The 19,250-nt window shown below is 59.5% G+C and carries 17 protein-coding genes, 4 tRNA genes and 2 other RNA genes; 4 read left to right on the plus strand and 19 right to left on the minus strand.

Features of this window, described 5'->3' with window-relative positions; all coding sequences use genetic code 11:
• Positions 1-136: 136 nt before the first annotated feature.
• The 6 genes from yigB to E7738_RS13050 all read right to left on the minus strand — a co-directional run bounded on the left by yigB (position 137) and on the right by E7738_RS13050 (position 6,203).
• Positions 137-853 (minus strand): 5-amino-6-(5-phospho-D-ribitylamino)uracil phosphatase YigB, encoded by a 717-nt coding sequence (gene yigB, locus E7738_RS13025; RefSeq protein ID WP_211727046.1) that lies wholly within the window; start codon positions 851-853, stop codon positions 137-139.
• Positions 850-1,761 (minus strand): tyrosine recombinase XerC, encoded by a 912-nt coding sequence (xerC, locus tag E7738_RS13030; protein ID WP_021506971.1) that lies wholly within the window; start codon positions 1,759-1,761, stop codon positions 850-852. The genes yigB and xerC overlap by 4 nt, the downstream gene beginning before the upstream one ends.
• The gene (locus E7738_RS13035; RefSeq protein ID WP_021506972.1) at positions 1,758-2,462 is read right to left on the minus strand and encodes a DUF484 domain-containing protein; all 705 of its coding nucleotides are present in this window, start codon (positions 2,460-2,462) and stop codon (positions 1,758-1,760) included. The genes xerC and E7738_RS13035 overlap by 4 nt, the downstream gene beginning before the upstream one ends.
• Complete coding sequence (gene dapF / locus E7738_RS13040) at positions 2,459-3,283, minus strand: diaminopimelate epimerase (protein ID WP_031279612.1); 825 nt, start codon at positions 3,281-3,283, stop codon at positions 2,459-2,461. Before dapF ends, E7738_RS13035 begins: the two co-directional genes overlap by 4 nt.
• A gap of 29 nt (positions 3,284-3,312) precedes the next feature.
• A complete protein-coding gene (locus tag E7738_RS13045; RefSeq protein WP_022548017.1) occupies positions 3,313-3,519 on the minus strand; it encodes an LPS translocon maturation chaperone LptM in 207 nt (68 codons plus the stop codon).
• Between the two features lie 125 nt (positions 3,520-3,644).
• Entirely contained in the window at positions 3,645-6,203 is a 2,559-nt protein-coding gene (locus E7738_RS13050; RefSeq protein ID WP_021506974.1) for a class I adenylate cyclase, read from the minus strand.
• A gap of 317 nt (positions 6,204-6,520) precedes the next feature.
• On the opposite strand from E7738_RS13050, the gene hemC reads away from it, so the two are divergent.
• From hemC to hemY, 4 genes are read left to right on the plus strand one after another with little or no spacing between them, the layout of a single operon-like run.
• Positions 6,521-7,462, plus strand: coding sequence for a hydroxymethylbilane synthase (gene hemC, locus E7738_RS13055; RefSeq protein ID WP_059012020.1), 942 nt, complete (start codon positions 6,521-6,523; stop codon positions 7,460-7,462).
• Positions 7,459-8,199: a uroporphyrinogen-III synthase gene (gene hemD / locus E7738_RS13060; RefSeq protein WP_058758110.1), complete on the plus strand. Its 741-nt coding sequence runs from the start codon at positions 7,459-7,461 to the stop codon at positions 8,197-8,199. Before hemC ends, hemD begins: the two co-directional genes overlap by 4 nt.
• Positions 8,200-8,222: 23 nt before the next feature.
• On the plus strand, positions 8,223-9,353 hold the full coding sequence (hemX, locus tag E7738_RS13065; protein ID WP_058758109.1) for a uroporphyrinogen-III C-methyltransferase: 1,131 nt from the start codon (positions 8,223-8,225) through the stop codon (positions 9,351-9,353).
• A 2-nt stretch (positions 9,354-9,355) separates the two neighbouring features.
• Positions 9,356-10,552, plus strand: a complete 1,197-nt coding sequence (hemY, locus tag E7738_RS13070) for a protoheme IX biogenesis protein HemY (RefSeq protein ID WP_058775512.1) — start codon at positions 9,356-9,358, stop codon at positions 10,550-10,552.
• A 629-nt stretch (positions 10,553-11,181) separates the two neighbouring features.
• Here the strand turns inward: hemY and E7738_RS13075 are convergent.
• From E7738_RS13075 to rfbA, 13 genes are all read right to left on the minus strand, one after another.
• Positions 11,182-11,311, minus strand: a non-coding RNA gene (locus tag E7738_RS13075) — RtT sRNA.
• A gap of 35 nt (positions 11,312-11,346) precedes the next feature.
• Positions 11,347-11,476, minus strand: a non-coding RNA gene (locus E7738_RS13080) — RtT sRNA.
• Between the two features lie 35 nt (positions 11,477-11,511).
• Positions 11,512-11,588, minus strand: a tRNA-Pro gene (locus E7738_RS13085).
• Between the two features lie 36 nt (positions 11,589-11,624).
• Positions 11,625-11,711: transfer RNA gene (locus E7738_RS13090), tRNA-Leu, on the minus strand.
• Between the two features lie 16 nt (positions 11,712-11,727).
• Positions 11,728-11,803: transfer RNA gene (locus E7738_RS13095), tRNA-His, on the minus strand.
• 90 nt (positions 11,804-11,893) lie between these two features.
• Positions 11,894-11,970, minus strand: a tRNA-Arg gene (locus tag E7738_RS13100).
• Positions 11,971-12,129: 159 nt separating this feature from the next.
• Positions 12,130-12,864: a lipopolysaccharide N-acetylmannosaminouronosyltransferase gene (gene wecG / locus E7738_RS13105; protein ID WP_021506979.1), complete on the minus strand. Its 735-nt coding sequence runs from the start codon at positions 12,862-12,864 to the stop codon at positions 12,130-12,132.
• A gap of 28 nt (positions 12,865-12,892) precedes the next feature.
• On the minus strand, positions 12,893-14,236 hold the full coding sequence (wzyE, locus tag E7738_RS13110; RefSeq protein ID WP_104094224.1) for an ECA oligosaccharide polymerase: 1,344 nt from the start codon (positions 14,234-14,236) through the stop codon (positions 12,893-12,895).
• Complete coding sequence (locus tag E7738_RS13115; protein WP_058775511.1) at positions 14,233-15,303, minus strand: TDP-N-acetylfucosamine:lipid II N-acetylfucosaminyltransferase; 1,071 nt, start codon at positions 15,301-15,303, stop codon at positions 14,233-14,235. Before E7738_RS13115 ends, wzyE begins: the two co-directional genes overlap by 4 nt.
• Complete coding sequence (gene wzxE / locus E7738_RS13120; protein WP_394515693.1) at positions 15,300-16,553, minus strand: lipid III flippase WzxE; 1,254 nt, start codon at positions 16,551-16,553, stop codon at positions 15,300-15,302. Before wzxE ends, E7738_RS13115 begins: the two co-directional genes overlap by 4 nt.
• Complete coding sequence (gene rffA, locus E7738_RS13125; protein WP_021506983.1) at positions 16,553-17,683, minus strand: dTDP-4-amino-4,6-dideoxygalactose transaminase; 1,131 nt, start codon at positions 17,681-17,683, stop codon at positions 16,553-16,555. Before rffA ends, wzxE begins: the two co-directional genes overlap by 1 nt.
• A complete protein-coding gene (rffC, locus tag E7738_RS13130; RefSeq protein ID WP_058758102.1) occupies positions 17,683-18,378 on the minus strand; it encodes a dTDP-4-amino-4,6-dideoxy-D-galactose acyltransferase in 696 nt (231 codons plus the stop codon). Before rffC ends, rffA begins: the two co-directional genes overlap by 1 nt.
• Entirely contained in the window at positions 18,356-19,237 is an 882-nt protein-coding gene (gene rfbA, locus E7738_RS13135; RefSeq protein ID WP_166720212.1) for a glucose-1-phosphate thymidylyltransferase RfbA, read from the minus strand. Before rfbA ends, rffC begins: the two co-directional genes overlap by 23 nt.
• Positions 19,238-19,250 lie beyond the last annotated feature (13 nt).

Here is a 19,250-nt window from a genome sequence, read left to right on the forward strand (position 1 = left end):
CCGTTCGCGTTGCCGCCAGGCGGCAAGGGCAGACATCTGCGAGGGCGTAATCAGCTAAGCGATCAGGCTGGTGACACACAGCCTGCACGGCCGCGCGTTGCAGAATACAGAATACGACTGGATAAATTTACAGCCATTATAGCAGCGAGGTCAGCGATGCCAACTGATGAATTTCCACGTGTGGCAGCAGGCGCGCGTCATCAATCTTCATCAGATTGCCGTCACGCAGGTTGATCCAGCACGCCTGCAGACCGGCGCGCAGCGCACCGGCGACGTCAGTGGTCAGGTCATCGCCGACATGCAGAATATGCTGCGGCGCAATGCCCAACCGTTCGGCGGTCAGATGGTACATATCCTGCCACGGCTTGGCGCGCCCGTGCGGACCGGCGCGCAGCGCGAACTGGAAGTAGTGATCAATACCGAGCTTTTGCGGGTCGGCGTTGCCATTGGTGATCGCCACCAGCGGCACGCGCTCGCCGAGCCAGGCCAGCGTCTGATGCGTCTCTTCTGGCATCTCCACCGCACTGCGCCACTGGTGAAACACGCTCATCACGTCGCGGGCACCTGCGCTGGCTTGCGCGGCCGGCAGTCCGGCGTTGAGCAGCGCCAGCTCTACCGAGCGGCGACGCCACTCAGAGACATCGTGATAAATTTCCGGCTCACGCAGCAGCAGTTCATCGCGCAGCGCCTGATAATCTTCCGGCGTAAACTCGCGCAGCGCCGGGTGATACGCCTGAAGCGCAGCGTGCGATTCCGCCGTGGTTTTGCGGATCACCGGATAGTTGTCATACAGCGTATCGTCAAGATCGAAGGTGATGGCTTTGATCGGGCCCAGCGGGCGATAAAACTTCATTCAGACTTTCCTCGTTTGGCACGCGGGTGTGCCGCATCGTATACCGACGCCAGATGCTGGAAATCCAGGTGGGTATAGATTTGCGTGGTCGAGAGGTTGGCGTGGCCGAGCAACTCCTGCACCGCGCGCAGATCGCCGCTCGATTCCAGCAGATGGGTAGCAAACGAGTGGCGCAGCTTATGCGGGTGGATATGGCTGGCGACGCCCTGCTTAATGCCCCATTCGGCGAAGCGTTTCTGCACATTGCGCGCCGAAATACGGCTGCCGCGCGTCGACACAAAAACCGCATCATCCTGCGGCGCGAAGCTGTTGCGTAACGGCAGCCAGTGCTGCAGCCAGGTGACGGCGGTGCCGCCAATCGGCACGCGGCGCTCTTTGCTGCCTTTACCGCGCACCCAGACCTCACCGCTCTCCAGGTCCAGATGACGACAGTCGATGCCCACCAGCTCAGCGAGACGTAAACCACCGCCGTACATGGTTTCCAGCATGGCGCGGTCGCGCACCGCCAGCGGATCGTCGAGGTCGATCTCCAGCAGCTGGCTGACTTCGTCGACATCCATATTTTTTGGCAGATGCCGTGCGTTGCGCGGCGTGGCGATGCCTTTCGCCGGATTGGCGCTCAGCATGCCCTGGCTGACCTGCCAGTCGAGAAAGCTGCGCAGCGCCGACATGCGCAGGGCCAGGCTACTGGCACCGAGACCGCCGCGCCGGCTGCGCGCCGCCAGACTGCGCACCTGTGCCGGTTCCAGCTGCGACCACGCGGTAATGTGCATGTCATCCGCCATGGCGATAAGCGCCTGCAGCTGGCGCTGGTAATTCTTTTGCGTCAGCGGGCTGAGCTGGCGTTCGACTTTCAGATAGCGCAGAAAGCCCTCAACGGCCGGCAACAGCGGGCTGGCGCTGCTCATGCGCGCTCCACCCAGCGAGACAGCAGGTCGGGCAGCATTTGTGCCAGGTGCTGCAGCAGCAGCGTGCCCATGCCTGCCTGATAGTGCTGGTTGTCGCGGCTGCTGAAGATCAGTACGCCGAGATCGCCCTGCTCGCCCATCAGCGACATCGCCACCGACCCGACGGCTTTTGCCTGCGGCAGCAGCAGCAGCAGCTCCGGTCCGTTCAGGCTGCCAAGGTAGTGATGCTGCTGACCAAAGCGCTGGATGCGCAGCGGCTCAAACGCCTGGCGTGACAGACCAAGCTGGGTGAAATCGGAGGGTGCGCCGATGCGCCAGCGGTCGCTGAACAGCCGCACATTGGCGCCCGCCAGGCCAAGCTCGCGCGCCCAGCGATGCAGGCGCGTCAGCATCTCCTGCAGGCTATCGGCCGCCGCGAGATGGCTCTGCAACGCCAGCAGGCGATCGAACAGCTGATGATTGGCGGTTGCCTGCTCCATCAGCAGCGTGATCTCCTCTTCCAGCTGCTGGATGTGGTTGCGCTGACGCGCCATATGCCACTCCACCAGCGATACGCTGCCGCGCACCGGATGCGGCACCATCATTTGCTCAACCTGGCGCGCATTGCGAATAAAGAAATCGGGGTTGTGACGCAGCCAGGCGCTCACCGCCTGATCGTCCAGCAAAACCGCGCTGTCGGTCTGCTCTTCGATATTTTTCATAGATGAATAAACCCATCATAGACGTGTGTGGCTGGCCCGGTCATAAACAGCGGCTGACCGGCCCCTTTCCAGGCGATATGCAGCGTGCCGCCGGGCAGATCGACGCGCACTTTCTCCGCCAGAATGCCCTGCTGAATGCCGCAGGCCACTGCGGCGCAGGCGCCGCTGCCGCACGCCTGGGTTTCGCCCGCGCCGCGTTCATACACGCGCAGACGGATGTGTTCCGGATTGACCACTTCCATAAAGCCGACGTTCACGCGCTCGGGAAAGCGCTCATGGCTCTCCAGTGCCGGACCGAGCGTCTCCACCGCGGCGGTTTTCACGCTTTCAACCTGAATCACGCAGTGTGGATTGCCCATTGATACCGCGCCAAACATCACGGTCTGCTCGGCCACGCGCTGCAGATAGAGGTTTTCCGCCTTGTTAGCGCGCAGCGGCACCTGCTGCGGGTCAAAGTTGGGCTCGCCCATGTTAACGCGTACCAGCTCATCGCTGGTGACGCTCAGTACCATGCGGCCGGTCTGGGTGCTGACGCGAATGTCGCTTTTATTGGTCAGGCCTTTGAGACGAACAAAGCGGGCAAAACAGCGCGCGCCGTTGCCGCACTGCGCCACTTCGCTGCCGTCAGCGTTGAAGATGCGGTAGTGGAAATCGAGATCCGGATCGTAAGGTGGCTCGACGATCAGCAACTGATCGAAGCCGATCCCCAGATGCCGATCCGCCAGGCGGCGAATCAGTTCCGGCGAAAAAAAGACGTTTTGCGTCACGGCATCGACGACCATAAAGTCGTTACCGAGACCGTGCATTTTCGAGAACTGCATTTTCTGCTCCGCCGGATGACTCATCGGGTTTAATTCGCCTGCACGCCAGCCGGTTTGCTGGTGACCAGGCCGCTGGTATCCGCATCCTGTGCTGCTTTCTGCTGCTGCTCAGTCACCGGCTGATTTTTCTGTTGCGGCCGATCGTTGGGCGGGAAATACAGCGGTCCTTTCAGGCCACAGCCTACCAGGCTGACCAGTGCCAGCGCCATACCCAGCTGGCTCATCACTCGTATCATTCTGTCTGCTCTTTTTATCCAAATCCCAGCTGCTTATCATCGCAGTTGACGTTGTAAAAGCAACAGGAAATATCCGGCAGAAGGTTCAGAAACGGGGGCAGGCCACTGCGTGCAGCGCAGCGGCTTTAGTGCATCTGGTAGCGCGGCTGGAAGTCGCCGTTGTCGTTGTCCGGCTGGGTGGCGCACAGCTGCGTCAGCGTCTGGCTGCGGAACGGAATCACCTGGAAGCGATCGCCGGCGTGCACAATCTGATAGAACTGCGGCAGGTTGAAATTGATAAAGCTCGAGCCGTAGGTAAAGCGATCGTGCGACGACGAATAGAAGCGGCTGACGTCACGTACCAGCTCCTCTTTGCTGCCTTCGCAATGGTGATACACCTCAACCCGGTTGCTTTCATCGAGGATATAGATGTTGAAGCCGCGATCGTCACTGGTGTCTTCAAAGAAGAACTGAATGATGCCTTCGCTGGCGTAGCCGTTGACCACCGGTGGCAGCGGCGTCTGGTTCGATTCAACTTTGATCGACAAACCGTGCAGCTTGTTGTTGGAAATCGCGCCGTAAAATTCGACTGCGTTTTCCAGCTTCTGCACCGAGACGCTCATGCGCTCGAAAAACAGCCCCCAGGTCTGACCGGCCATGCGCAGCGCTTTAAAGCGGCCCGGCTCCTGACGCGTGCTCGACAGGCGCAGCTCAATGCATTCCGACACCAGCTGCTGCACGCGGGTACGAATCAGACCGCGCAGATGCTGGCTGTAGCAGAATACTTCTACAGTGTCCGGCGGTGCGGCGTCCTGATGCATTTTGCCCAGAATGGTTTTCAGCGCTTCAATCATCGCCTGCTCGCCGCTGAAGTGCAGCGTACGCACTTCGTTCCACGAGTTGCGGTACAGCAGATCGATGCTACCGATCAGGCACTGCTGCTGCTGACCAAAGCTAAACACATCCAGCTTACGGAAGTCGAAGTGCACTACCTGATTGCGGAACGCCGAGGTCGGATCGTGTTCGAGGTTAACGATGATCGCCAGATGCCGGATTTCGCACGGGCTGTAGAGCGCTTTCGGCGTCGGTGCCGGCAGGCGCAGCGGGAAGTGGCTGGAGACATCGTTGACCAGCTCCTGCAGGCGCGGCAGATCGCAGAACTCGTTGCCCTTAATGTGCAGACGGGTTTTGCGCGTCAGCAGTCCGTTGAACCACGCCCATGCCACTAACTTGTTGAGATAGCGGTTATATTCCAGCGGCTGATGGCTGATGATTGAGCTCATGTCTGGCGACTGGTTATACAGATACCAGCCGGCACGGTTGGCGCGCCCGGCCGGCACATGAATAAAGGTCAGATTCTCTTCCGACAGATCGGGCGAGATTTGCGGGTTCACCAGCGTGACTTTGCCCGGCAGCGCTTCAAACGCGGCGTACAATTTACGCGTCAGCACGCCGATGTCCTGCGGGCTGGCGCTGACGCTTAAATTGTTGCGACGGGCAAAACGGATCAGGTTGCGATAGCTCTGCATCATCGCATCCAGCAGCTCGTTGTGCGCCTCGCGCACCCGTTCGATTTTCCACTGCGCGCGATTATCCAGCACCGCCAGCTTCTCATCGTCCCAGCCCCACTCTTTCACCAGCTGCGACAGAATTTCACGCCGCCAGCCCGCGCGCGGATGCTGCTCCTCGCTGGAGAGTTTTTCGCACACTTTGAGGTAAAAACAGCGGCGCACCAGGTCGAGGCGCGCGGTGTCATCGACGCTGGTCAGATAGCGCGTCACGCGCTCCAGCATCATGCAGTAGGGATCGAGACCGAAGCAGACAATTTCGCCGTCGTGCAGCCGCTGTTTGATATCCATCGCCAGCAGCTGCGTGTTCGGGTATTCCCAGCTGTAAGCTTCCAGCAGCAGGGTTTTCAGCACCGCTTTGTACGGCGAATCGATACTTTTATACAGCTGCCACAGGCTGGCACCGAAATACTCTTCCGCCGACAGCGTGCCGAGACCGCCGAGATCCAGCCACTCATTCGGCGTCAGCACGCCCTGTGAATAGAGCGACATCACGTAATCGTCGTAGTGATGTTCTTCTTCGCCAGGCACCATGTTCCACAGAATGCGTTTGCCCGCCATGCGCACGGCGGTACGGTAGAACTCATCCAGCAGTAAAATATGTTGGGTAGAACCGCAGTCCTCACCGCCGAGGCTGCCGCTCTCATTGTGGCGGAAGCGGTTTTCGTCGATCAGGAAGAAGCTGACTTCCACACCCAGCGACACACACCATTTTTGCAGGAGCGTACACTTGCGCTGCAGATTGAGACGCTCTTCGTTATCCAGCCATGACTGATGGCATACCCAGATGTCGAGATCGGAGACGCTGTTCTGGCCGACGGACGAGGTGCTGCCCATTGAGTAGATGCCGGTGATAGGCAGTTCGCCCTTCACCGCGCTGCTGAGGTCGAGCGGATGGTCGCCCGCTAACTGTTGCAACAGCTGCTGTTGGTTTTCATCAGGCGCAAAGAAGCTGACGCCATGGGGAACGCTACCTTCAAGGTAACCCGGCATCAGCGGATGATGATAATGCAGTAATGTTGGCAGCAGACTGTAGACGTGCTGGAAAGCAGGTCCCATGGCAGCCAGTGCGCGATCTACACGCAGCTGGTTAATCGCATCCAGTCTCTGTTTCAGTGTCTCAATGTAGAGGTACAAGACGTTTCGCCTGATTGTCCCAGTGTTAAGCACCCTGTTTCCAAAATCTGCCGCTTAATAATAAAGATGTCGGGCAAATTATTGCTGGAAACGTGATCAATCTAACACCTGGAAGATTGACCGTAAAGAAAGTTGCGCTACCTGACAGTTTAGCACGTTCCAAACGTAGCCCTGCATTTTCGGACTCCAGCCTCAGAATCTGACGCCATAAAAAGCGGGCTCCGGTCTGAGATTGCAGCCTGGTCAATCCGTTGAAACTGACAGCATTCCCCTATCAATGATAGGATAATCGATGAACGATCAAAATGGTTAACAGTATGTTAAACAAAATTTTCAGAATTGCTACCAGGCAAAGCCCGCTTGCCTTGTGGCAGGCACAATATGTCCAACAGCGCCTGATGGCTGCGCATCCCGGCTTGCAGGTTGAGCTGGTGCCGATGGTCACCAAAGGTGATGTCATCCTTGATACGCCGCTGGCGAAAGTGGGTGGCAAGGGACTGTTTGTCAAAGAGCTTGAGCTGGCGATGCTGGAAAACCGTGCCGATATGGCGGTGCACTCCATGAAAGATGTGCCGGTCGATTTTCCCGACGGTCTGGGACTGGTGACCATCTGCGAGCGCGAAGATCCGCGCGACGCGTTCGTCTCGAATCATTATTCCTCGATCGACGCGCTGCCGCAGGGCGCGGTGGTCGGCACGTCCAGCCTGCGTCGCCAGTGCCAGATTAGCGCACGGCGCCCGGACCTGGTGATTCGCTCGCTGCGCGGTAACGTCGGTACGCGTCTCAGCAAACTGGACGCTGGCGAGTATGACGCCATCATTCTTGCTGCCGCCGGGCTGAAACGCCTTGGACTGGAAGATCGCATTCGCCAGGCGCTGCCGGCGGAGTTTTCCCTGCCGGCGGTGGGCCAGGGCGCGGTCGGCATTGAGTGCCGTCTTGACGATCAGCCGTTAATTACGCTGCTGCAGGCGCTGAACCACAGCGACACAGCCGTCTGCGTGCGCGCTGAGCGAGCCATGAATACCCGTCTCGAAGGCGGCTGTCAGGTGCCGATCGGCAGTTTTGCCGTGCTGGAAGACGATCAGCTGTGGCTGCGCGGCCTGGTCGGTGCGCCGGATGGCAGCCAGATGGTGGTGGGCGAACGCCGCGGCCCGCGTGAACACGCCGAACAGATGGGGATTTCACTGGCCGAAGAGCTGCTGGACGGCGGCGCGCGTGACATTCTGCGTGAAGTTTATCAGGGACAGCCGCCCGCATGACTATCCTCGTGACCCGTCCGGAACCCGCCGCCAGCGAACTGGTTGCGCGCCTGCGCAGCCAGGGCAAACTGGCGTGGTCGTTTCCGCTGATTGAATTCACGCCGGGTCGCGATCTCCCCCAACTGCCGCTGAAGCTGGCCGCCCTGCAGCCCGGTGACCTGGTATTTCTGCTGTCGCAGCAGGTGGTGCACTTTGCCCAGCCCGCTTTACAGCAGCAGCGCAGCGCGTGGCCGGCATTTCTCGACTATTATGCCATTGGTCGCAGCACCGCGCTGGCGCTGCACACCGTCAGTAATCTGAAAGTTGACTATCCGCATGCGCGGGAAACCAGCGAAGAGCTGGTGCGGCTGAATCGCCTGCAGCAGGTCAGCGGCAAGCGTGCGCTGATTCTGCGCGGCAGTCCGGGCCGTGAACTGCTGGCGGAGACGCTGATCGCCCGCGGCGCGGACGTGCAATACTGTGAGTGCTATCAGCGCTGTGAAAAGCAGTACGACGGCGCGATTGAAGGCCGTCGCTGGCGCGATCGCGGTATTACCACGCTGGTGGTGACCAGCGGTGAAATGTTACAACAACTGTTTGCGCTGTTTCCGCCAATCGATCGGCGGGAATGGCTGCTGCACTGTCGACTGCTGGTCGTCAGTGAACGTTTGGCTACCCAGGCCGCCGAATTAGGCTGGCAGGAGATTGAGGTAGCCGATGGTGCGGATAACGACGCGCTGCTGCGTGCGTTACGCTGAACTTAACATTGGGATGAGCCACAATGACGGAACAAAAAGACTCCTCCGCCATGGTTGAAGAAACCACCCCTGCGGACACTTCCCCGACGCCAGCCAGCCAGCCGCCTCGCGCGAAAAAGAGCGACGGCAAGGTGCTGAGCGCGGTGGCAATTGTCATTGCACTGGCGATTGGCGCGGGACTTTACCTGAATGGGAAACACCAGGCCGACTTACAGGCTCAGACTAACCAGAACCTGAGCGAGCAGCTGAGCGCCCTGCAGCAGCAACTGGGCAGCGATAAACAACAGCTCTCGCAGCAGCTGGCGGACGCCAATACCGCGCTGCAGGAAGCGCGCAGCCAGCAGGATAACAGCGCCAAAGAGCTGGAGACGCTGCGTGAAAAAGTGGCCACTATTTCCGGCAACGATACCCGCACCTGGCTGCTGGCGCAGGCCGACTACCTCGTCAAACTGGCGGGTCGCAAACTGTGGAGCGATCAGGACGTCACCACCGCGGCAGCGCTGCTGAAAAGCGCGGACACCAGCCTGGCGGAGATGAACGATCCCAGCATCATGAACGTGCGCCGCGCGCTGACCCAGGACATCAGTTCACTGGCGGCGGTCAGCCAGGTGGACTACGACGGCATCATCCTCAAGCTGAATCAGTTGTCGAACGGCGTGGATAATCTGCGTCTGGCCGATAACGACAGCGATGAATCGCCAATGGATGCCGACAGCGGTGAGCTCTCCAGCTCGCTGCACGAGTGGCGTCAGAATCTGGTGAAGAGCTGGCACAACTTCATGGATGATTTCATCACCATCCGCCGCCGCGATAACACCGCGCAGCCGCTGCTGGCACCGAATCAGGATGTTTATCTGCGCGAAAACATCCGTTCACGTCTGCTGATTGCCGCGCAGGCGGTGCCGCGCCATCAGGATGAGATCTACAAACAGTCCATCGATGCGGTATCCACCTGGGTGCGTGCCTGGTACGACACTAACGATGCGGCAACCAAAGCCTTCCTCGCCCAGCTCGACGAGCTGAGTCAGCAAAGTATTTCGATGGACGTGCCGGACACGCTGGAGAGCCAGGCGCTGCTGGAAAAACTGATGCAAACGCGCGTGCGCAATCTGCTGGCGCAGCCATCGGCTGCGGCTGATCAACAGGGAGGCTAACCATGCTGAAAGTATTGGTGCTTTTCCTGCTGCTGATTGCCGGCATTGTGCTGGGACCGATGGTTGCCGGCCATCAGGGCTACGTGCTGATCCAGACCGATAACTGGAACATTGAGACCAGCGTCACCGGTCTGGCCATCATCCTGATTCTCAGCCTGCTGGTGATTCTGCTGGTCGAGTGGATTCTGCGTCGCCTGTTCCGCACCGGCGCCCGCACCCGCGGCTGGTTCACCGGGCGTAAACGTCGCAGCGCCCAGCGTCACACGCAGAGCGCGCTGATGAAGCTGGCGGAAGGCGATTACCGTCAGGTGGAGAAGCTGCTGTCGAAGAATGCCGATCACGCCGATCAGCCGGTGGCGAACTATCTGCTGGCGGCGGAAGCAGCGCAGCAGCGCGGCGACGAAATCCGTGCTAACCAGCATCTGGAGCGCGCCTCTGAGCTCTCCGAGAACGATACCATTCCGGTTGAGATCACCCGCGTGCGCCTGCAGCTGGCGCGTAACGAAGATCACGCCGCACGTCACGGTATCGATCGCCTGCTGGAAGTGGCGCCGCGCCATCCGGAAGTGCTGCGTCTGGCCGAGCAGGCTTATATCCGCACCGGCGCCTGGGGCGCATTGCTGGATATCCTGCCCTCCATGCAGAAGGCGCAGATTAACGATGAGAACCAGCGTAACGCGCTGCAGCAGCAGGCGTGGCTGGGTCTGATGAATCAGGCCATGGCCGATCAGGGCAGCGAAGGCCTGAAAAAATGGTGGCAGAACCAGAGTCGCAAAACCCGCCAGGAGACCGCGCTGCAGGTGGCGATGGCTGAGCATTTGATTGAGTGCGACGATCCGGACACCGCGCAAAGCATCGTGCTGGAAGGGCTGAAGCGTCAGTATGACGATCGGCTGGTGCTGCTGATGCCGCGCATCAAAAGCGGTGACCCGCAGGCCCTGGAGAAAGCGCTGCGTCAGCAGATTAAGCAGCACGGTGCCACGCCGCTGTTGCACAGCACGCTCGGCCAGCTGCTGATGCGCCACGGTGAATGGCAGCAGGCCGCAGAAGCCTTCCAGCAGGCGCTGGCACAGCGTCCGGATGGCTTTGACTACGCCTGGCTGGCGGACGTTTACGATCGCCTGCATCGCCCGGAAGACGCGGCTAAAATGCGTCGCGAAGGTCTGTTACTGACGCTGAAGAACAATCCTGGCGCCTGATTTTACAGTTGTTATTTTTGTGCACGCCGGGCCAGTCCCGGCTTTTTTTTGCCTGAAAGAAAGTGCAGTGAATGCGGCATCAATCCGTGAACGGCAGATAAAAAAACACCTGCCAGAAGCAGGTGTAAGATCAGGTCGGTAAGACAACTGATGGTATCCGACTCAACGTAATGTCCTTCTTACTGCAGTAGCGCGTGCACGTTACTGCCAGCTGGACAACGGATACCGTAAGGGGCTCTGCATCATTCCCAGGTTTATGTTGCATCCGCAAACATAAGAGGTGGAATGAGCATCTACGCAGGAATTATTGCACAAAGCGTGCCAGAATGGCACGAATCACGGGAAGTTATTTTATATCAGTCAGTTAGATAATCCCTGCCTGCTAACAGCGGTTACGATGTCGCGAAAACGCGACAGACCGGTTTAAAGCTGTCTCCGCTGAGCGACAGGCTGTGCAAGGAAAGGTAATGCTGTTGAGAATCAGCAGGTTATATGTCGCGTAATAGCGACAACTACCCCGACTGCTTTTCCTTCGCTGCGCCCGGCGCAAACCTCCTGCGGAGGTTCTCATCCTCTTTTGCTACAGACGAAAAAAAACCTGCTTTTTTCAAAGCAGGTTTCTTGAATGATGGTCGGCGAGAGAGGATTACGCTTTTCTGCGAGAAGCGCCCTGCGGGCCGTTGCTGACGCAACGTTGTCTCGCTGCGCTCGGCTCAAACCTCCTTCGGAGGTTCTCATCCTCTTTTGCTACGAACGAAAAAAGCCCGCTTTTTGCAAAGCGGGCTTTTCGAATATGGTCGGCGAGAGAGGATTACGCTTCTCTGCGAGAAGCGCCCTGCGGGCCGTTGCTGACGCAACGTTGTCTCGCTGCGCTCGGCTCAAACCTCCTTCGGAGGTTCTCATCCTCTTTTGCTACGAACGAAAAAAGCCCGCTTTTTGCAAAGCGGGCTTTTCGAATATGGTCGGCGAGAGAGGATTCGAACCTCCGACCCACTGGTCCCAAACCAGTTGCGCTACCAAGCTGCGCTACTCGCCGATTTTGTACTGCCTGTCACTGCTTACTTGTTTTGCCTGGTGCGAAGAGAGGGACTTGAACCCTCACGTCCGTAAGAACACTAACACCTGAAGCTAGCGCGTCTACCAATTCCGCCACCTTCGCATGTCCCAGCAAAATCTGGGGTGGCTAATGGGACTCGAACCCACGACAACTGGAATCACAATCCAGGGCTCTACCAACTGAGCTATAGCCACCATAATTCTGGTGCGTAAGCGTAACCGCTTACTCAATGCACTGCATAACGCGGTTAAACCAACCACCGAAGCTCTTGCGCACAAACTAAATGGCGCGCCCGACAGGATTCGAACCTGAGACCTCTGCCTCCGGAGGGCAGCGCTCTATCCAGCTGAGCTACGGGCGCGTAGCGCCGTTGCGGATGGGCATACTACGTATTTGACTCCAGGCTGTCCAGTGCTTTTTCATAAAAAAATCGCGTTTGCTTACGCTTTGTGCATTCCGTCGATAAATAACGCAATTTGCCTGCTTAACCTGCCGGAATTACAGCACTATTCCTGCCGCGTTACAGATCGCCGCGCCAGTGATAGCGTAAATATTTCAGCAGTTTTAACTGACGGCGCCAGCGTGATGGCTGGCGTATCAGGCGATACAGCCACTCCAGCCCTAATTGCTGCCAGATGCGCGGCGCACGCGTGACGTGGCCGGTAAAGACGTCATAGGTGCCGCCGACGCCCATATACAGCGCGTGCGGCCAGTGTTCGCGGCAGTCGCGCATCAGCAGCTCCTGGCGCGGCGATCCCTGCGCCACGGTCACAATCTGCGCCCCGCTGGCGGCAATGCGCGCAAATAGCGCCTCGCGTTCGGCTGGAGCGAAGTAGCCGTTCTGGCTGCCCACGATGTTGACATTCCACTGACGGCGTAATTTATCGCAGGTTTCCTGCAGCACCTGCTCACGCCCGCCGATTAAAAACACCGGAATACCGCTGCGGCCCGCCTGTTCCATCAGCGCTTCCCACAGATCGGCGCCGGCGATGCGGTTCACCGTCAGCTGCGGGTATTTTTTTCGCAGCGAACGCACAATGCTGATGCCGTCCGGGTATTTGATCTCCGCGGCGGCGATCAGCGCGCGCAGCTGGGCATCCTCTTCCAGCGTCAGCATCTTTTCGGCGTTGATCGCCACCAGCGTGCCGCTGCGCGGCTTGCCGTCCGGCAGCAGAAAGTGAAGAAAGCTCGCCATATCGGCGAAAGCGTGTAAATCGATGCCGCGCAGGGTATAACGCGGATGATCGGTTTCCATGGTCGGTATTTCCCGTCAGGCCCGGAGGTTAAGCAGAGCGCGATAAAACTGGCTCCGCGCGCGGGCGAATCAGCCCGGCACGCGCTAACAGCCAGAAAAGTAACTTCGCCAGCCCAACACAGGCGGCGAAAATCAGGCAAAAGAACACCACGCGCGAGCCGAAGGCATCCAGCCCTTCGCGCGCCAGCACGATCATATTGAACACCGCGCCAAAGCAGAAGCTTTGCAAAATGGCACCGCTGTAGCGGTTGCCGGCTTCGCGCCCCTGCTGGTAGAGAGAATCAAACCCTTTCATCAACAGCCCGACCGCTATCGCCCCAAGGGGAATAAAACCTGCGCCACCCATGATCAGCAGCGAACCGAGCAACGTAGGTGAAATCGCCAGCCCGGAGTGATTATTCAGCACTTCCCAGGTGAAATAGTTGGCGCTGTTGAGCACCATCGATGGCCGATCCGGCCACAGCCAGCCCGGGATAAACACGTAGAAATCACGCCAGATCGGGGCCAGCCCCTGAAAATCGATTTTGTCGTAATTCTGCAGCAGCAGCGCAAGGTTTTCCCACGGCGAAAAGGTGTCGCGCGTCAGATAGAGAAACGTGTAAAACGCTTCATCGCCCACCACATCCAGATTGTAACGACGCAGCGCCAGCCAGAACATGCCGCCAATCGCCATCACGCCGGCCCCGACCAGCATCCACAGCGTAATCCAGCCGCGCGTAATGCCGATGAACAGGAACAGCGCAAAGGCGATGATGATATTGGCGCGCGTCCCGCCCACCAGCGCATAGGTCAGCAGACCAAACGCCACCGTGATCAGCAAAAACAGCAGCCACTGGCGCTGGGTAGGATTAAGGAAATAGCGGATCAGCATCGCCGGAATGAAGAAGTAGAAGAAACGCTTGAGCGCCACGCCGGACACTTCGCTGGAGAAGATCTGGTTATAGGCCGACAGCCGGAACAGCAGCAGGCCGTTATGCATAAAGAACACCGTGACGGTTCCCACCGCCACCAGCGCCAGCAGCAGGCAGGTCAGATGGGTTTCCACCCGGTTCATCGTCAGCCAAGGTTTGCGCGGCTCCGCCTGCGCAGGCCGCAGCCGCACTTTGTAGCTGACGTAATAGATGGCGTAGAAACTGGTGGCGGCCAGCAGCGCCTGCAGCAGATAGTCTGCCGGCACCACGCTGACGTTAAAGCGGAATACCAGCACGCTGGTCAGCGGGAAACCAAAGTAAAAGGTCAGCAAAAACAGCAGGGTAAAGAACAGGTGGAAATTAAAACGCACCCGTTTAAATTCGCGCCAGGTCAGCGTCAGAATGAAGCCCAGCGAAAACAGATACACCACCAGCAGACCACTAAACTGCAGCAGGCTCATGTAGACTCCCTTTCACTCTCCGCCAGCGCGTGGCGCCATCCCGCCAGATAGCCCGGGGCAAAAAAGGCGATAGCGGAACGATCGCACTGCGCCAGCTGACGCTGCGCCTCCGCCACGCGCGTGCGATCCAGCGCATCAGCGCTAAATAACACCGGCAGCCCCTGCTCGCTCAGATCACGCCAGAACGGATTCTTGCGGTTAACCACAAACGGAATGCCGGCCTGAATCAGCAGGCACAGCGTACCAATGCCCTGCTGACGCTCGAACATAAAATAACCGAGCTGACAGCGACTCAGCAATTGCAGATAGGCAGTGAAGTCGATTTTGTCGCGCAGCAGCGTCACCTGGCCGCGCGGAAACAGGCGCTGCGCGGCAGCATCAATCTCATCGATGTACTCATAGTTGCTGGCCGGATAACCGAGCGGGATCACCACGTTAACCTGCTCACCAAACTGGCGGCGAATCGCCTGCAATCCTTCAATGTGCCGGTTGCTGCGATCGCCCGAGTTGCCGAGCAGAATGGTAAAGCTGTCGCTGGCGGCAGGGGCGGGTATCGCGGCCTCCGGCATACGCGTTGGAAAATAGAGCAGCGAAGTGGGCACGCGCGGATGGCGCTGCTGGAAAAAGTGCAGATCGCCGCGCGTGGCAAACACCTGCGCCATGCGCCCCTGGGCGATACGCCGCAGCAGATAAAACAGGCGGTACTTTAGCCCGGCGCCCTCTTCATAGAGGTCGGCGCCCCAGACGTGCCAGAACGCCTGCTGTCGCCGCAGCTTGCCGCTGAGCAGCGCCAGCCACAGGCGCGGATTGAACTGGCCGTGAAAGAAGAAGCGCTGACGGCGATCGGCGGCGCGTGCGATCACCGCCTGCGCCAGCGCGCGCTTGCTGGGATACACGTCGATCTGCAGCTGAGGATAGGCCAGCAGGGTATCCGGCGCGGCCGACACCACCATAAACTGACGCGGCGCGTCGGCTGGCGATTCAACGCTCATGACGTCGTTAAAGAAGCGCAGCAGCGTGTGATTGTGATGCGGGATATCGGAGCCCAGCACGTGAAATAGCGTCATTTTTTCCGGCAATAAATCAAGAAAGCGCCACAGCAAAGGGCAAAGTAGAGCACGTAGGTCGCCATATAAGCCTGCGCCGCGCCCGCCGTTCCGTGCAGTGGGATCAACCAGTGCGCAAAGGCGGTCAGCAGCACAAACTGGCTGATTTCCGTGAGAATATAAAAGCGCAGTGAGGCTTTGGCGATCACCAGGTATCCGAGAACATAGGCGCCTACTTTAAAGACGTCACCGCACAACTGCCAGACAAAAAGATCGCGCATAGCGCTGAACTGCGGGGAAAACAGCAGCCAGATGGCGACATCGCGCAGCAGCCAGACGCAAAAGCTGGCCGCCGCCACCGCCGGCAGCACAAAGCGCAGCGCACGGCCAATTTCGCGCGCGATGTCAGCTTTATGCTCCAGCCGTGCCAGCGTTGGCAGCAGCCAGACGCTGAACGTGGCGGTGATAAATTGCAGATACGCATCGGAGATGCTGGTGACGCCCTGCCACAGCCCGACCTGCGCCCAGCCCTGCTGCTGCGCCAGCAGATTACGCATCATCACCCAGGCTACCGGCAGGGTCACGGCCGTCATCAGCGCCATCAGGGTAAATTTGGCCAGATTACGCGCCAGCGCCGGCTGCCACTGCGGCATCAGCCAGCGCAGCGGCAGTTCCTCGCGATGGCGTCGCAGCATCCACAGCGCCGGCCCGACCAGCAGCGCCGGCACCAGCGCCAGCCCGACCAGCGCACCGGCATAGCCACCCAGCCACCAGCACAGCACATAACCCACCACACCGATCAGGCTGCCGGCGATCAGCGCCAGCGCGTTACCGCGCGCATCGCGAAAACCTTTCAGCAGCGCCAGCGTCAGGTTGGCCCAGGCAATACCCAGCTGCAAAAAAGCGACGATGCGCACCACGTTTTGCCAGGCGGCGTGGCCAAACAGCGCCCGGCTGATGGGCTCCGCCGCCAGCAGGAACAGCAGCGCCAGCAGTGTGGAAAACCCCAGCACCATTGCCGACGCGGTGCCGGTCACGGCACGCAGCTGCGCCGGCTGCTGGCGGAACTGCGCGACATAGGTGGTTACGCCGTTAAAGATACCCGCGCCGGCCAGCACGCCGAGCACGGTAATCAGCTGGCGAAAGTTACCCGTCTGGCCGACGCCCTCGGGGCCGAAGCTCACCGCCAGCAGTTTCACCACCAGCAGGCCAGCGACAATTTTTACCAGCGTGGACGAGGCGGTCCACACTGAGGCTCTGGCTAACGACATCAGGCAAAGAAGCTCAGCAGCGAACTGATTACCGTACGCTGGTTGTTGTCCGACAGGTTGTAGAACAGCGGCAGCCGCAACAGGCGCTCGCTCTCGCGCGTAGTGAACGCATCCGTACCGTGGAAGCGGCCAAAACGCGTGCCGGCCGGTGAGGAGTGCAGCGGGATATAGTGGAACACGGTGAGGATCTCCGCTTCCTTCATCCAGTTAATCAGCGCCTGGCGATCCTCGCTGTCGCGCAATTTGAGATAGAACATGTGGGCGTTGTGACGGCAACTGGCCGGCACCGCCGGTAACGCAATGCGTCCGCTGGCCGCCAGCGGCTGCAGCGCGTCGTAATAGTTTTGCCACAGGCGCAGACGCTGCTGGTTGATGCGTTCCGCCGCTTCCAGCTGTGCCCACAGATAAGCCGCCTGCAAATCCGCCATCAGGTAGCTGGAACCAATATCGCGCCAGGTATATTTATCCACCTGTCCGCGGAAGAACTGGCTGCGGTTGGTGCCTTTTTCGCGGATGATCTCCGCACGCTCGATCAGTTTCGCCTCGTTGATCAGCGTAGCGCCGCCTTCACCGCCAGCGGTGTAGTTTTTCGTCTCATGAAAGCTAAAGCAGCCGATATGGCCGATAGTGCCCAGCGCGCGCCCTTTGTACTGCGACATCACGCCCTGCGCCGCATCTTCAATCACATACAGCTGGTGCTTCGCCGCTAGCGCCATGATGGTATCCATCTCGCACGCCACGCCCGCGTAATGTACCGGCACGATGGCGCGCGTTTTCGGCGTGATTGCTGCTTCAATCTGCGTTTCGTCGATATTCAGCGTATCCGGGCGCACGTCGACAAACACAATGGTGGCACCGCGCAGCACGAAGGCGTTGGCGGTGGAGACAAAGGTGTAGCTCGGCATGATCACTTCATCGCCGGGCTGGATATCGATCAGCAGCGCGGCCATCTCCAGCGAAGCGGTGCACGAGGGCGTCAGCAGCACTTTTTTGCTGCCAAAATGCTGCTCCATCCACTGCTGACAGCGCCGGGTAAAGCCGCCGTCGCCGCACAGCTTGCCGCTGGCCATCGCCGACTGCATATAGTCAACTTCAGTGCCCACAACCGGGGGCGCGTTAAATGGGATCATCAGGCTTTCCTGTAAAACCAGTAGGCGGTGCTTTCCAGCCGGGCACCGCTGCGTAAATAGAGGCGCATCGCCGTAAGATTGCTGAGCTGGGTCGCGACCCGCAGACGCTCGAGCTGGCGCACCCGGCCCCAGTCGGCAGCTGCCAGCAGCAAACGCTGACCGACGCCGTTGCCCTGCGCCGCCGGCAGCACCGCCAGCAGACCGATACGCGCATCACCGGCGACTTCGCGCATGGAGACGAAACCCTGCAGCGCGCCCTGCTCGTCGCAGGCGATCAGACACTGGTGATCAAAAGTGCCGCGCACCGCGTTCTCAATCCACTGTGCGTAGAAGCGGCCGCTGTCTTCAGCGTCAAACCAGGGGGCACGAAAACGGCTCTGGCTAAACGCCTGGGCCGCTGCCGCGCGCAGCTGCGGGATCTGCGCTTCGCGCGCGATGCGCACGCCGGTCTGCCGTTCGGTGCGTTTGATATTGATCGCCAGATCCGCTTCGCCTTCCACCAGCTGAAAACCGTGCTGGCTCAGCGCATCTATCGCCGCGCTGTCCTGCGCCGGCACCTTAACCTGCCACAGCGTGTAAGGCTGCTGCAGCGCCTCGGCCAGCGGCACATCGCCGTCCAGCGTCAGCCGCGCCGTGGCGCAGCGGAAGAAGTCGCTCTCCCACGCAAGGGGATCAATACTGACGCGGACGGGCATGAAGAATATCCAGCAGATACTGGCCGTAGCCGGTTTTGGTCAACGCCTGTGCCGCTGCCAGCAGCTGCTCATCGCTCAGCCAGCCGTTGCGCCAGGCAATCTCTTCGAGGCAGGCAATTTTAAAGCCCTGGCGTTTCTCAACCGTTTGCACGAACACGCTAGCCTCAATCAGGCTGTCGTGGGTGCCGGTGTCCAGCCAGGCAAAGCCGCGCCCCAGCAGCTCCACCGCCAGTTCGCCCTGCTCCAGATACATCTGGTTGATGGCGGTAATTTCCAGCTCGCCGCGTGCCGAAGGCTGCACCTGCTTCGCAAAATCCACCACGCGGTTGTCGTAAAAGTAGAGGCCGGTGACTGCCCAGCGCGATTTCGGCTGCTGCGGCTTCTCTTCAATCGACAGCGCGTTGAAGTCGTCATCAAACTCCACCACGCCAAAACGTTCCGGATCCATGACCTGATAGGCAAAGACCGTGGCACCGTGGCTGCGCGCGGCCACCTTTTTCAGTTTCGGACTGAAGCCCTGGCCGAAGTAGAGATTGTCGCCCAGCACCAGACAACAGCTGTCGTCGCCAATGAAGGATTCACCGATGATAAAGGCCTGCGCCAGGCCATCCGGACTCGGCTGCTCGGCATACTGCAGCTGCAGGCCAAATTCACTGCCATCCCCCAGCAGCCGCTCAAAATGGGCGCGATCGTCCGGCGTGGTAATAATAAGAATGTCGCGAATCCCCGCCAGCATCAGCACCGACAGCGGATAGTAGATCATCGGTTTGTCGTACACCGGCAGCAGCTGCTTGGATATCGCCCGGGTTATCGGGTGCAGGCGCGTGCCCGAGCCACCGGCTAAGATGATACCTTTCATCGTTGCTCCTCCT

The organism is Pantoea sp. SGAir0430, from assembly GCF_043549295.1.

Bases quoted from the DNA above. Each gene is read 5' to 3' on its own strand.
- yigB (WP_211727046.1), bottom strand. From the start codon at position 853: ATGAAGTTTTATCGCCCGCTGGGCCCGATCAAAGCCATCACCTTCGAT.
- xerC (WP_021506971.1), bottom strand. From the start codon at position 1,761: ATGAGCAGCGCCAGCCCGCTGTTGCCGGCCGTTGAGGGCTTTCTGCGC.
- E7738_RS13035 (WP_021506972.1), bottom strand. From the start codon at position 2,462: ATGAAAAATATCGAAGAGCAGACCGACAGCGCGGTTTTGCTGGACGAT.
- dapF (WP_031279612.1), bottom strand. From the start codon at position 3,283: ATGCAGTTCTCGAAAATGCACGGTCTCGGTAACGACTTTATGGTCGTC.
- E7738_RS13045 (WP_022548017.1), bottom strand. From the start codon at position 3,519: ATGATACGAGTGATGAGCCAGCTGGGTATGGCGCTGGCACTGGTCAGC.
- hemC (WP_059012020.1), top strand. From the start codon at position 6,521: ATGTTAAACAAAATTTTCAGAATTGCTACCAGGCAAAGCCCGCTTGCC.
- hemD (WP_058758110.1), top strand. From the start codon at position 7,459: ATGACTATCCTCGTGACCCGTCCGGAACCCGCCGCCAGCGAACTGGTT.
- hemX (WP_058758109.1), top strand. From the start codon at position 8,223: ATGACGGAACAAAAAGACTCCTCCGCCATGGTTGAAGAAACCACCCCT.
- hemY (WP_058775512.1), top strand. From the start codon at position 9,356: ATGCTGAAAGTATTGGTGCTTTTCCTGCTGCTGATTGCCGGCATTGTG.
- wecG (WP_021506979.1), bottom strand. From the start codon at position 12,864: ATGGAAACCGATCATCCGCGTTATACCCTGCGCGGCATCGATTTACAC.
- wzyE (WP_104094224.1), bottom strand. From the start codon at position 14,236: ATGAGCCTGCTGCAGTTTAGTGGTCTGCTGGTGGTGTATCTGTTTTCG.
- E7738_RS13115 (WP_058775511.1), bottom strand. From the start codon at position 15,303: ATGACGCTATTTCACGTGCTGGGCTCCGATATCCCGCATCACAATCAC.
- wzxE (WP_394515693.1), bottom strand. From the start codon at position 16,553: ATGTCGTTAGCCAGAGCCTCAGTGTGGACCGCCTCGTCCACGCTGGTA.
- rffA (WP_021506983.1), bottom strand. From the start codon at position 17,683: ATGATCCCATTTAACGCGCCCCCGGTTGTGGGCACTGAAGTTGACTAT.
- rffC (WP_058758102.1), bottom strand. From the start codon at position 18,378: ATGCCCGTCCGCGTCAGTATTGATCCCCTTGCGTGGGAGAGCGACTTC.
- rfbA (WP_166720212.1), bottom strand. From the start codon at position 19,237: ATGAAAGGTATCATCTTAGCCGGTGGCTCGGGCACGCGCCTGCACCCG.